Origin of the sequence: Ramlibacter monticola (assembly GCF_016722785.1) — a bacterium.
Lineage (GTDB): Bacteria > Pseudomonadota > Gammaproteobacteria > Burkholderiales > Burkholderiaceae_C > Ramlibacter > Ramlibacter monticola.
Map to the genome: position 1 here is coordinate 112,407 of NZ_JAEQNE010000001.1, position 12,754 is coordinate 125,160.

10 protein-coding genes are annotated in these 12,754 nt (G+C 69.7%); 6 read left to right on the forward strand and 4 right to left on the reverse strand.

The features are described from left to right. Positions 1-15 precede the first annotated feature (15 nt). The 3 genes from JJ685_RS00515 (at position 16) to JJ685_RS00525 (ending at position 2,640) form a co-directional block, all read left to right on the forward strand. Positions 16-372, forward strand: coding sequence for a sirohydrochlorin chelatase (locus JJ685_RS00515; protein ID WP_201672221.1), 357 nt, complete (start codon positions 16-18; stop codon positions 370-372). 44 nt (positions 373-416) lie between these two features. Further along, positions 417-1,364, forward strand: coding sequence for a CysB family HTH-type transcriptional regulator (locus JJ685_RS00520; RefSeq protein WP_201672222.1), 948 nt, complete (start codon positions 417-419; stop codon positions 1,362-1,364). 112 nt (positions 1,365-1,476) lie between these two features. Then, a complete protein-coding gene (locus tag JJ685_RS00525) occupies positions 1,477-2,640 on the forward strand; it encodes a pyridoxal phosphate-dependent aminotransferase (protein WP_201672223.1) in 1,164 nt (387 codons plus the stop codon). A gap of 37 nt (positions 2,641-2,677) precedes the next feature. Here the strand turns inward: JJ685_RS00525 and JJ685_RS00530 are convergent, their stop codons facing one another. The 3 genes from JJ685_RS00530 to JJ685_RS00540 all read right to left on the reverse strand — a co-directional run bounded on the left by JJ685_RS00530 (position 2,678) and on the right by JJ685_RS00540 (position 8,748). Beyond that, the gene (locus JJ685_RS00530; protein WP_201672224.1) at positions 2,678-3,382 is read right to left on the reverse strand and encodes a twin-arginine translocation signal domain-containing protein; all 705 of its coding nucleotides are present in this window, start codon (positions 3,380-3,382) and stop codon (positions 2,678-2,680) included. Between the two features lie 87 nt (positions 3,383-3,469). Continuing rightward, the gene (gene hrpA / locus JJ685_RS00535; protein WP_236598712.1) at positions 3,470-7,363 is read right to left on the reverse strand and encodes an ATP-dependent RNA helicase HrpA; all 3,894 of its coding nucleotides are present in this window, start codon (positions 7,361-7,363) and stop codon (positions 3,470-3,472) included. 137 nt (positions 7,364-7,500) lie between these two features. Further along, entirely contained in the window at positions 7,501-8,748 is a 1,248-nt protein-coding gene (locus tag JJ685_RS00540; protein WP_201672225.1) for a GGDEF domain-containing protein, read from the reverse strand. 185 nt (positions 8,749-8,933) lie between these two features. On the opposite strand from JJ685_RS00540, the gene argA reads away from it, so the two are divergent. The 3 genes from argA (at position 8,934) to JJ685_RS00555 (ending at position 12,152) form a co-directional block, all read left to right on the forward strand. Continuing rightward, entirely contained in the window at positions 8,934-10,283 is a 1,350-nt protein-coding gene (gene argA / locus JJ685_RS00545) for an amino-acid N-acetyltransferase (RefSeq protein ID WP_201672226.1), read from the forward strand. Between the two features lie 10 nt (positions 10,284-10,293). Continuing rightward, positions 10,294-10,716 carry a hypothetical protein gene (locus tag JJ685_RS00550; RefSeq protein ID WP_236598640.1) on the forward strand — a complete coding sequence of 141 codons (423 nt, stop codon included), beginning with the start codon at positions 10,294-10,296 and terminating at the stop codon, positions 10,714-10,716. Positions 10,717-10,805: 89 nt separating this feature from the next. Then, positions 10,806-12,152: an erythromycin esterase family protein gene (locus tag JJ685_RS00555; RefSeq protein WP_201672227.1), complete on the forward strand. Its 1,347-nt coding sequence runs from the start codon at positions 10,806-10,808 to the stop codon at positions 12,150-12,152. Between the two features lie 45 nt (positions 12,153-12,197). Here JJ685_RS00555 and JJ685_RS00560 read toward each other — a convergent pair whose 3' ends face one another. Beyond that, the gene (locus tag JJ685_RS00560; RefSeq protein WP_201672228.1) at positions 12,198-12,746 is read right to left on the reverse strand and encodes a disulfide bond formation protein B; all 549 of its coding nucleotides are present in this window, start codon (positions 12,744-12,746) and stop codon (positions 12,198-12,200) included. Positions 12,747-12,754: the final 8 nt, after the last annotated feature.

Sequence of the window (12,754 nt, forward strand, 5' to 3'; positions counted from 1 at the left end):
CGGGTCCGACGAAAAATGAAAGCGGTGATCCTGTTCGGCCACGGCTCGCGCGACCCGCTGTGGCGCCTGCCGATGGAGACGGTGGCGGCGCGCCTGCGGGCGCAGCACCCGGACGTGGCCGTGCGCTGCGCCTACCTCGAACTGGATGCGCCCGACCTGGCCACCGCCGCCGGGGACGTGGTCGCGGCCGGCGCGGACCGCGTCACCATCCTCCCGATGTTCCTCGGCACGGGCCGCCACGCGCGGGAGGACCTGCCCGACCTGGTGCAGGGGCTGCAAACCACCCATCCCGGCGTCACCTTCGTGCTGCAGAAGGCCGTCGGGGAGGACAGCCGCGTCCTGGACCTCATCGCAAAGATTGCCTTGGAGTAGATGCAGGCATAATGAATTTCTGCCTTAGAAGAAATTCAACATATATGAATCTGCACCAGTTTCGCTTCGTCCAGGAAGCGGTACGGCGGAACCTGAACCTCACGGAAGCGGCCAAGGCGCTGCACACCTCGCAGCCGGGCGTCTCGAAGGCCATCATCGAGCTGGAAGAGGAACTGGGCGTGGAGATCTTCGCCCGCCATGGCAAGCGCCTGAAGCGCGTGACGGAGCCCGGCCAGCACGTCCTGAAAAGCATCGAGCTGATCATGCGCGAGGTGGGCAACCTCAAGCGCATCGGCGAGCAGTTCAGCGCACAGGACAGCGGCACCCTGTCCATCGCCACCACCCACACGCAGGCGCGCTACGTGCTGCCCCTGCCGGTGGCCCGGCTGCGCGAGCTCTACCCGAAGGTCAGCGTGAGCCTGCACCAGGGCTCGCCGGACCAGGTGGCCAAGATGGTGATGGAGGAGACGGCGGAGATCGGCATCGCCACCGAGTCGCTGGGCGACTACCCCGACCTCGTGACCCTGCCCTGCTACGAATGGCAGCACGTGCTGGTGCTGCCGCTGGCGCACGCGCTGGCGAAGAAGGAGCGGATCACGCTGGAGGACATCGCGGCCGAGCCGCTGGTGACCTACCACCCGTCGTTCACGGGCCGCACCCGGATCGACAGCGCCTTCGCCCAGAAGAAGCTGCACCCCCGCATCGCCCTGGAGGCCATCGACTCCGACGTGATCAAGACCTACGTCCGCCTGGGCCTGGGCATCGGGATCGTCGCCGAGATGGCCGTGCGCGACGACGGCAGCAACTCGGACCTGGCCGTGCGGCCGCTGGGCACGCTGTTCGGCCAGAATCTGGCCCGTGTCGCCTTCAAGCGCGGCGCCTACCTGCGCAACTTCGTCTACCGCTTCGCCGAACTGCTCTCGCCCGACCGCCTGGACCGCAACCTGATCGCCAAGGCGATGAGCGGCCACGGCAACGACTACGATCTATGACCCATCCCCGAAGCGGCCTGCGGCCGCCTCCCCCTCGAGGGGGCGCCACCCGCGGCCCGGCAAAGCCGGTTCCCCGGTGGCACCGGGAAATACCGCCAGCATGCCGTCCCGTATGAACGCACTTGTACGAACCCCGCCCATCGCAACGAAGTTCCCCACCATGGGGACGACGATCTTCACGGTGATGTCCGCGCTGGCCACCGAGAGGAATGCCGTCAACCTGGGACAGGGCTTCCCGGATTTCGAATGCGACCCGAAGCTCACGGAAGCCGTGACGGAGGCCATGCGCAAGGGCCTCAACCAGTACCCGCCCATGACCGGCATCACGCCGCTGCGCGAGGCGGTGGCGGCCAAGATCGAGGCGGTCTACGGCCGCCGCTACGACCCGGTATCGGAGATCACCATCACGGCCGGCGCCACCCAGGCGATCATCACCGCGGTGCTGGCCATCGTGAAGCCGGGGGACGAGGTGATCGTGCTGGAGCCCTGCTACGACAGTTACGTGCCCAACATCGAGCTCGCCGGCGGCAAGGTGGTGCGCGTGCCGCTGGTGCCGCACAGCTTCCGCCCGGACTTCGCGAAGATCGCCGCGGCGCTCACGCCGCGCACCCGCGCGATCCTGATCAACTCGCCGCACAACCCGAGCGGCACCGTCTGGACGCGCGAGGAGATGCTGCAGTTGCAGGACCTGCTCGCGCCCACCGACGTCTTCGTGATCAGCGACGAGGTCTACGAGCACATGGTGTTCGACGGCCAGCCGCACCAGAGCGCGGCCCGCTTCCCCGGCCTGGCGGCGCGCTCCATCATCGTCTCCAGCTTCGGCAAGACCTACCACGTGACCGGCTGGAAGGTGGGCTACGTGGCCGCCCCGGCGCCGCTCTCGGCGGAGTTCCGCAAGGTCCACCAGTTCAACGTCTTCACGGTCAACACGCCGATGCAGTTCGGCCTGGCGGCCTACATGGCCTCGCCGGAACCCTACCTGCAGCTGCCCGCCTTCTACCAGCGCAAGCGCGACCTGTTCCGCGCCGGCCTCGCGAATTCGCGCCTGAAGCTGCTGCCCAGCGAGGGCACGTACTTCCAGTGCGTCGACATCGCGGAGGTGAGCGACCTGTCGGAAGCCGAGTTCTGCAAGTGGCTCACCACCGAGATCGGCGTCGCGGCGATCCCGCTGTCGGCGTTCTACGGCGACGGCTTCGACCAGCGGGTGGTGCGCTTCTGCTTCGCGAAGAAGGACGAGACGCTGCGGGCGGCGCTGGAACGGCTGGCGAAGCTCTGAACGCCCTGGCCCCCCGCCGGCGCGGGAAGGACGAGCGCTAGCACTGCACCGGGTTGCGGCAGAACTTCTCCAGTTCCCGCACCACCGACTGCCCCGCGACGCTCGTCTTCGCCTTCGGCCCCATCTCGAAACTGAGCTTCACCTCGTACTTGCGGAAGAACTCGTCGAACAGTTCCGCGCCCAGGGTTCCGTAGGCCGTCAGGGTGTCGGCCCTCGGATCGTGCGTCAGCAGCACGGCGCACAGGGGCTGCTTGGCCGGCCCCGACAGGACCTCGGCGCCGCGGGACGGGTCGTACTGGCTGTGCTCGGCGCAGCAGTGGATCAGGCCGTCCTGCACGCCGCGCTGCGCCCGCGTCTTGCGGTAGCTGATGAAGCTCACTTCCTTCGTGGGGTACACCAGCTGGTGCGCGCAGATGGCGGAGAAAGCCACGATGCTGCGGTTGCGCCCCACCCCGCCGGGCCAGGTGTAGGCCGCCCGGTCCGCCGTACTGAGGGCATGCGGCGCGAGCGGCTTGCCGAGATCCAGCAGGAACACCGGCGTCGCCTCGAAGGGATAGTGGAACACGTAGTTCGCCTGCGGACGCAGCTCCGAGGCCCGCAGCGGGTCGCCGCGCTCGTTGACCAGCAGGACCTGGGCGTAGTCCTTCGGCCGCGCATTGGCGGCCCAGGCAGGCGGGGCGAAGCCGCCCGACAGGCAGGCGGCGCCGGCGGAACAGGACTCCAGAAAGCTGCGTCGGTCCATGAACGATCCTCCCCAGGCTGCCGCCACGGTACTGCCCGGCGGACGGGAGGAGTATCCGGTGTTTTACCGCGAACGCAGGTTCGCAGTTCAGCCGTTCAACTGGTCCCAGGCCTTCTGCAGCCGCTTCACGCTGACTGGCTGCGGGGTGCGCAGTTCCTGCGCGAAAAAGCTCACGCGCAGCTCCTCCAGCAGCCAGCGGAAGTCCTCCATTCTCTCGTCCGTGACGCCCTTGCGCTCGGCCACGAGGCGCCAGTAGCGCTGCTCCAGGGGCTTGAGCTCGGCCAGGCGCGAGGCGTCCCGCGCGGGGTCGGCCCGCAGCTTGTCCAGCCGCAGCACGATGGCCTTCAGGTACCGGGGAAGATGCTGCAGGCGCACCCAGGGGGTGGTGGCCAGGAAACGCCTGGGCACGAGCCGCTGCAACTGCTGCGCGGCGTCGCCGGTGGCGTCGGGCTGGATCTTCGTGTCCTTGATCTTGCGCGCGGCCGCGGCGTGCTCGACGAGGATCGTCGCGGCCAGCCGGGCCACTTCGTTGGCGATCAGCGTCAGGCGTCCGCGGCCTTCGTCCAGGCGGCGCTGGAAATCCACCGCCGTGGCCGGCAGCGGGTCCTGCAGGAAGGCCCGGTCCAGCGCGACCTCGATGACCTGGTCGCGCAGCTCCTCCTGGGTGCCCAGGGGCATGAAGGCCACCGCCATCTTCTGCAGGTCGGGGATGTTCTTCTCCACGTACTTCAGCGCGTCGCGCAGCTGCAGCGCGAACAGGCGCCGCAGGCCGCCGCGGTGGCGCGCCGCGGCGACCTCGGGCTCGTCGAACACCTCGATGGCGACGGCGTCGTTCCGGTCGATCAGCGCGGGGAAGCCGATGAGGCTGGTGCCGCCCTTGCGGACCTCCATGAGCTCGGGGAGTTCGCCGAAGGTCCAGGCGGTGTAGCGCTGCTCGGACGACGGCGCACTGGCTGTTCCCCCTGCCCCCTTGGGGGAGAGGTCGGAAGGGGGGCGCTCCCGGTCCTTGCCCGTGCCAGCGCCCGGCGCGCCCCCAACCTGCCCTCCTCCGGAGGGCGTGGGTGAAGGAGAAACCTTCAAGCCCGCCAGGGCCTGGAAGGCTCCGCGCGCCTTCGCGCCCAGTTCCGCCTTCAGCGCGCCGAGATTGCGCCCCATCCCCAGCTGCCGGCCGTGTTCGTCCACCACGCGGATGTTCATGAACAGGTGCGCCGGCACCATGTCCAGCTTGAAGTCGGTGCGCTTCACGTCCAGGCTGGTGGCGTCGCGCACCTGCTTCAGCAGGGCGTCGGTGAGGCTGCCATGGGTCCAACGCTCGGGCGCGGAGAGCGTCTCCGCCAGCCTGGCGGCCGACTCCGGCAGCGGCACGAAACGCGAGCGCGGCTTCTGCGGCAGGCTTTTCAGCAGCGCCTGGATCTTGTCCTTCAGCATGCCGGGCACCAGCCACTCCGAGCGCTCCTCACTCACCTGGTTCAGCACGAACAGGGGCACCGACACCGTGAGGCCGTCGCGCGGATCGCCGGGTTCGTGCAGGTAGGCCGCGGAGCAGTCCACGCCCCCCAGCTTCACCGTCTTGGGAAAGGCGTTGCTGGTGATGCCGGCCGCCTCGTGCCGCATCAGCTCGTCGCGCGAGAGCTTCAGCAGCTCCGGCTGGCCGCGGCTCGCCTCCCGGTACCAGCGCTCGAAGGTGGCGCCGCTGTAGACGTCCTTCGGGACCTGCTGGTCGTAGAAGGCGTAGATCAGTTCCTCGTCGACCAGCACGTCCTGCCGGCGCGACTTGTGTTCCAGCTCCTCGACCTGCCGGATCTGCTTCTGGTTCGCCGCCAGGAAGGGCAGCCGCGTCTCCCACTCGCCGGCCACCAGGCCCTCGCGCAGGAAGATCTCGCGCGCGCCCTGCAGGTCGGCGCGCGCGAAGGGCACGCGGCGGCCGCTGTAGATCACGAGGCCGTACAGCGTCGCGCGCTCCAGCGCCACCACCTCGGCCGCCTTCTTCTCCCAGTGCGGATCGAGCAGCTGCTTCTTCAGCAGGTGCCCCGCGACCTCCTCCACCCACTGCGGCTCGATGTTGGCGATGCCGCGCCCGAACAGGCGGGTGGTTTCCACCAGTTCGGCGACGACGATCCAGCGCCCGGGCCGCTTGCGCAGGTGCGCGCCCGGATGGCGGTAGAACTTGATGCCGCGCGCGCCGAGGTAGGCCTCGTCGTCCTCCAGCTTGAAGCCGATGTTCCCCAGCAGGCCGGACAGCATCGCCTTGTGGATCTGCTCGTAGCTGGCGGGCTGCTCGTTGAGGCGCCACTTGTGCTCGGTGACCACCGTGAGCAGCTGGCTGTGCACGTCGCGCCATTCGCGCACCCGCCGCACGTTGATGAAGTTCTGGCGCAGCAGGGCCTCGTACTGCCGGTTCGACAGCTTGTGTTGGGGGCCTTCGGCTCCCGACACAGAGGTGTCATTGCGCTCCCCCTCCCCGGCCCTCCCCCTCCTCGAGGGGGAGGGAGTCCCATGCCCGCCGCGGGACTCGTCCAGCCACTGCCACAGCCTCAGGTAGCCCGAGAACTCGCTCTTCTCGTCGTCGAACTTGGCGTGCTGCTGGTCGGCCTGCGCCTGCAGCTCCAGCGGACGGTCGCGCACGTCCTGCAGCGACAGCGCCGAGGCGATCACCAGCACCTCCTGCAGCGCCCCGCGCTGGCGCGCCTCCAGGATCATGCGGCCCACCCGCGGGTCCAGCGGCAGCCGCGCCAGTTCCGCGCCCATGGCGGTGAGCTCGTTGTCGTCGTCCACCGCGCCCAGCTCGTTCAGCAGGTCGTAGCCGTCGGCGATCGCGCGGCGCGAGGGCGGGTCGATGAAAGGGAATTCCTCCACCGCGCCCAGCCGCAGCGACTTCATGCGCAGGATCACGCCGGCCAGCGAGGAGCGCAGGATCTCCGGATCGGTGAAGCGCGGGCGGCCGGCGAAGTCCTGTTCCTCGTAGAGGCGGATGCAGATCCCGTTGGCCACCCGCCCGCAGCGGCCGGCGCGCTGGTTGGCCGCGGCCTGGCTCACCGGCTCGACCAGCAGCTGTTCCACCTTGCTGCGAAAACTGTAGCGCTTGACGCGGGCCGTGCCGGTGTCGATCACGTAGCGGATCCCCGGCACGGTGAGCGAGGTCTCGGCCACGTTGGTGGCCAGCACGATGCGCCGCCCGCCGTGGGTGTCGAACACCCGGTCCTGCTCGGCCTGCGACAGCCGCGCGAACAGGGGCAGCACTTCCGCGTTGCGGGTGAGCGGGTCGTGCGCCAGGTGCTTGCGCAGGTGGTCGGCCGCCTCGCGGATCTCGCGCTCGCCCGGCAGGAACACCAGGATGTCGCCCGGGGCATTGCCGCGCCACAGCTCGTCGACCCCCTCCGCGATCGCGTCGTTCAGGTCGAAGTCGCGCGATTCCTCGAAGGGCTTCCAGCGCTGCTCCACCGGGAACATGCGGCCGGACACGTAGATGACGGGCGCCGGCCCGCTGGCGGACGCGAAATGCTGGGCGAAGCGCTCGGCGTCGATGGTCGCCGAGGTCACCACCACCTTCAGGTCCGGCCGCCTGGGCAGCAGCTGGCGCAGGTAGCCAAGGAGGAAGTCGATGTTGAGGCTGCGCTCGTGCGCCTCGTCGATGATGATGGTGTCGTAGGCGTTGAGCAGCGGGTCCGACTGGGTCTCGGCCAGCAGGATGCCGTCGGTCATCAGCTTCACCGAGGCGTCGCGCGCCAGCCGGTCGGTGAAGCGGACCTTGTAGCCGACGACTTCGCCCAGCGGCGTCTGCAGTTCCTGCGCGATCCGCTTGGCCACGCTGGAGGCCGCGATGCGGCGCGGCTGGGTGTGGCCGATCAGCCGCCCCTTCCCCGGCGCCGCCTGGAGCTTGCCGCGACCGAGGGCCAGCGCGATCTTCGGCAGCTGCGTCGTCTTGCCCGAGCCGGTCTCGCCGCAGACGATCACCACCTGGTGCGCCGCCATCGCGGCCATGATCTCCTCGCGCCGGGCGGAGACGGGAAGGTTCTCGGGGAATGTGATGTTCAGGGCGGAAGGCAAGGCGGCGTGGCGCGGAAAAGGCGCAGATTATCCGCCCTCCCGGCGGCGGCCGCCGGCGCGTGGCGCCGGCTTCAGGCGCTGACGGTGTCTTGCGGCTGGATCGGGGGCCCCACGTCGTCCAGCCCCAGCTCGGCGATCTGGTCGGCGGACTTGTCGAACCAGGCCAGCCGGCTGCGGTAGCTCCAGGCCGTGCGCGCCATGGCGCGCGCCGTGCCCACTACCTGCGAGGGCCGCACCTGGGTGCTGGTGCCCAGCACGCCGATCCCCACTTCGGCCACCCAGGTGGCATCGGAGGTTTCCAGGTCCTCCGGCTCGCGGCTCGTGCTCAGCGAGATCGGCCGCATCAGGCGTTCCCGGATGGTCCGCGCGAGCTGGCCCAGACGCTGCTCGTCGGCCGTGTGCGGCACCAGCAGCAGGAAGCCGTCCTCGCTCAGGCGGCCCATTTCCACGTTGGGCGGCACGCAGCGCCGCAGCCGCCCGGCCGAGACGAACAGGGCATGGTTGAAGGCCGCCCGGCCATGGAGGTTCTCGAGCGCGTACAGGTTGGCGATGCAGATGGCAAGCACGCCGATCGGGCGCGGGTCCGTGTTGCGCCGGAAGAACACGTCGCCCAGCATGTGCCCGGTCTCGCTGTGCGAGCGCATCCGGGTCACCGGGTCGTAGTTGGGCCCGTGCGCCATCACCTCCGACAGTTCCAGCAGGTAGGAATAGCGGGCCCACAGTACGCCGGCCACCACGCTCAGGTAGGCGCAGCCTGCCAGCGCGCTGACGGCGTGCAACGGCCAGGCCTGGTGGCGCGTCAGCGCGATCCAGCTCAGGCCCGCCAGCGCCACCAGCAGGAAGACGAGGCCGGCCACGAAGGTCCAGCCGGCGCGGTCGCCGCGCACGGCGCCGCGCACCGCCACCACCAGCATCGCGAAGCCCACGGTGAAGGCGGTGAGCGAACTGAGCGCCAGCGCCTCGGTGGGCTCCAGCGCCCAGCCCGCGAGCGCCACGCCCGCGCCGGCCCCGATCAGGCCCGCCATGAAGGGGCGCCCCACGCTGCGGTGCCGCAGCATGCCCAGCGTGGACATCAGCATCAGCGCGAGGCCGACGGCGGTGGCGACGGCCACGTGCGAGAGCACGCGCGCCTCCCGGTCCCCTTCGATCGGCAGCCAGCCCAGGTAGGCGATGACGAAGCCGGCGGAGGCGATCGAGGTCAGCGCCGCCATCAGGGCCACCCGCCGATGGGAACGGACGAACGCCGCCAGCGAGACGGCCAGCATCATCGCCGCGGTGCAAAAAAAGGCGCCCCAGAAGCCGGCGGCGAGCGTGTCCATTCGTTCGACGATACCCGAAAGCGCCAGCGCCCCCGCCCAAGCCACCACTGCAGAGGCGTGCTTGGGCGCCGCCGTGACCAAGAATGCGCCTGGCAAGCCGGCCGCCACCGGGTCCTTGGCGCGACGATCACGGAAAGCGCCAGCCCTGTCCTATACACTGTCGCGCTCAGCCTGCAACGCGCCCGATGTCCGCGATCTTCAACTTCACTTTCGTGCCGTGGTTCCGGTCGGTGGCGCCGTACATCCACATGCACCGCGGCAAGACCTTCGTCGTGGGCATGGCGGGCGAGGCGATCGCCGCCGGCAAGCTGCCCCACATCGCGCAGGACCTGGCCCTGATCCAGAGCATGGGCGTCAAGGTGGTCCTGGTCTACGGCTTCCGGCCGCAGGTCAACGAGCAGCTCAAGGCCAAGGGGCACGAGGCGCGCTATTCGCACGGGATGCGCATCACCGACGAAGTGGCGCTCGATAGCGCCCAGGAGGCCGCGGGCCAGCTGCGCTACGAGATCGAGGCCGCCTTCAGCCAGGGCCTGCCCAACACGCCGATGGCCGGGTCCACGGTGCGCGTCATCTCCGGCAACTTCATCACGGCGCGGCCGGTCGGCGTCGTCGACGGGGTGGACTTCCGCCACTCCGGCCTGGTCCGCAAGGTGGACGTGGCGGGCATCAAGCGCACCATCGACCTGGGCGCCATGGTGCTGCTGTCGCCCTTCGGCTTCTCGCCCACGGGCGAGGCCTTCAACCTCGCCATGGAGGAGGTCGCGACCAGCGTCGCGGTCGCCCTGCAGGCCGACAAGCTGATCTTCCTGACCGAGATCCCCGGCATGCGCATCAAGCCGCTGGAGCCCGAGGGCGAGGACAACCCGATCGACACCGAGCTGCCGCTGGCCGCCGCGCGCCGGCTGCTCGCCAGCCTGTCGCCCCCGCAGAACCCGACCGACACCGCCTTCTACCTGCAGCACTGCGTGAAGGCCTGCGAATCCGGTGTCGAGCGCAGCCACATCATCCCCTTCGCCGTGGACGGCTCGCTGCTGCTGGAGATCTACGTGCACGACGGCATCGGCACCATGGTGGTGGACGAAAAGCTGGAGGAGCTGCGCGAGGCCACGGCCGACGACGTCGGCGGCATCCTGCAGCTGATCGAACCGTTCGAAAAGGACGGCACCCTGGTCAAGCGCGATCGCACCGAGATCGAACGCGACATCGCCAACTACACCATCGTCGAGCACGACGGGGTGATCTTCGCCTGCGCGGCGCTCTACCCCTACCCCGAGGCGCGCACCGGCGAGATGGCGGCGCTCACGGTCTCGCCCCAGAGCCAGGGCCAGGGCGACGGCGAGAAGATCCTGCGCCGGGTGGAGCAGCGCGCCCGCGCGATGGGGCTGGAGAGCATCTTCGTGCTCACCACCCGCACCATGCACTGGTTCCTGAAGCGCGGCTTCGTGCAGGTGGACCCGGAATGGCTCCCGGAAGCGCGCAAGCGCAAGTACAACTGGGACCGCCGCAGCATGGTGTTCGTGAAGAAACTCGTCTGAGGGCACCGCGATGTTCCCCTGGTTCTGGCTCTGGTCCCCGCACTACCACCTGTTCAACCAGAACGTGCAGCCGCAGACGGACTGGATCTTCGGCAACATCGCGCCCCGCGCGGGCAACGCGGCCACCGAACAGCGGATCCATGAAAGCGTGGCTTCGTATGGCAGGCAGCTGGGCCTGATCACCGAGGTGCTGCTCGGGATCGCCGACCCGGAGAGCATCGGCCCCGAGCAGGCCAGCCAGTCGCTGGAGCGGCTGAAGACGATCCGCGCCGAGATCGAACAGGTCAAGGCCGGCGCGCCCAGCCTCCCCGAAGCCGCGGCCCTGCTGCTGCGGCAGCTCGCCGAGCAGGACCCCGCCGCGTACGCGGAGCTGATCCGGCGCTGCGCCGACGCCCGGCCGCGCCTGCCGCCCGCCGGCCATCGCAAAGGCTGAGGCCGCACTCCTACAAACGCTTCGCCCCGCGACTACACGCGGCGGGCGGCAGCTTCTCTACCTTGATCGCTGCAGATCGAGGAGTGCCCATGTTCCGTTCTTCCGTCCGTGACGACACGTCCCTGCTGGAGGGCCTGCGCGTGCACCTGCGGCCCCTGGCCGGGCCGGCCGCCGACGACGGCGAGCTCGTCGCGCGGCTCGGCCGCGCCCGGCTGGCGCTGCTGGGGGAGGCCTCGCACGGCAGCCACGAGTTCTACGCGGAGCGCGTCGCCCTCAGCCAGCGCCTGATCCTGGAGCACGGCTTCAATGCCCTGGTGCTGGAAGCGGACTGGCCCGATGCCTGGCGCGTCAACCGCTACATCCACGGCCGCTCGGACGACCGCGACGCCGCGGGCGCGTTGTCCGGATTCGAGCGCTTCCCGACCTGGATGTGGCGCAACACGGTGATGGTCGGCTTCGTCGAGTGGCTGCGCGAGTTCAACGCGAGCCGGCCGGCCTCGCAGCAGGTGGGCTTCTACGGCATGGACCTGTACAGCATGTACGCTTCGATCGCGGAGGTCCTGAACTACCTGGATCGCGTGGACCCGGAAGCGGCCCGGCGCGCGCGCAGCCGCTACGGCTGCTTCGACCACTTCGGCGAGGACAGCCAGGCCTACGGCTATGCCGCCAGCTTCGGCATGAAGTCCAACTGCGAGGACGAAGTGATCCAGCAGCTGCGCGAGATGAACCGGCGCGCCGCCGACCTGCTGGCCGGCTCCGGCGAGGACCGTTCCGACCTGTTCCACGCGCAGCAGAACGCCCGCCTGGTCCGCAACGCGGAGGAGTACTACCGCACCATGTTCCATGGCCGGGTCTCGTCCTGGAACCTGCGGGACAGCCACATGGTGGAGACGCTGCAGGCCCTGGAGAAACACCTGGCCAGCCTGACGGGCCGCGCCCGCCTGATCGTCTGGGCGCACAACTCGCACCTGGGCGACGCGAGCGCGACCGAGATGGGCGACATCGGCGAGTGGAACGTGGGCCAGCTGGCGCGCGACCGCTGGGGCGACGCCGCCATGCTGGTGGGCTTCAGCACGCACCACGGCACGGTGACCGCGGCCCCGGAATGGGACGCGCCGGCGCAGCGCAAGCGGGTGCAGCCGGGGCTGCCGGGCAGCTACGAGGACCTGTTCCACCAAGCCGGCGAGCGCTTCTGGCTGCCGCTGCAGGGGAATGCGGCGCTGGCGAATCTGCTGGCGGAAAGGCGCCTGCAGCGCGCGATCGGGGTGATCTACCTGCCCCACTCGGAGCGCACCAGCCACTACTTCCACACGCAGCTGCCGGCGCAGTTCGACGCGATGATCCACATCGACGAGACGCGGGCGCTGGAGCCGCTGGTGGCGGAGCCGGAATGGCACGCGGGCGAGGCGGCGGAGACGTATCCGACGGGACTGTGATCCCTGGGACCATCACCCCAAGGAGGCCGGGGGCCCGGGGGATCCTTACGCCGTCAAGGCCTCGCGCTGCTGCGTCCGCGCGCGGCTGCGCAACTGGCGCGCCAGCAGCGTCGCCGCCACGACGATCACCGCGCTGAACGCGACGAAGGACCAATTCGCCAGCGATCCGCCCAGGAAGGTCCAGTCGATCTTGGTGCAGTCCCCGCTGCCCTTGAAGATCATCGGGATCGCGCGCTGCAGCGGGAAGTTCTCGATCATCCCGTAGAAATCGCGGCCGCAGGAAGCGACCTCGGGCGGATACCACTGCAGCCAGCTCTGGCGGGCCGCCACGAAGGCGCCGAAGCCGGCGGCCAGCAGCATGAGGCCCGTGCCCGCGAGCTGCGCGCCGCGCGCCGGGAAGGCGGCTCCCAGGGCCGCCACGATCAGCACCAGGATCAGCGCGTAGCGCTGCACGATGCACATCGGGCAGGGCACGAGGCCGACCACCAGTTGCAGGTACAGCCCGAAGCCCAGCATGGCCACGCACGCCGCGGCGACCGTTGCCAGGACGCGCCGCGGCGCGGTATCGAACCAGTTCAGGAGCTTGCCGCCCATTGTTCCTC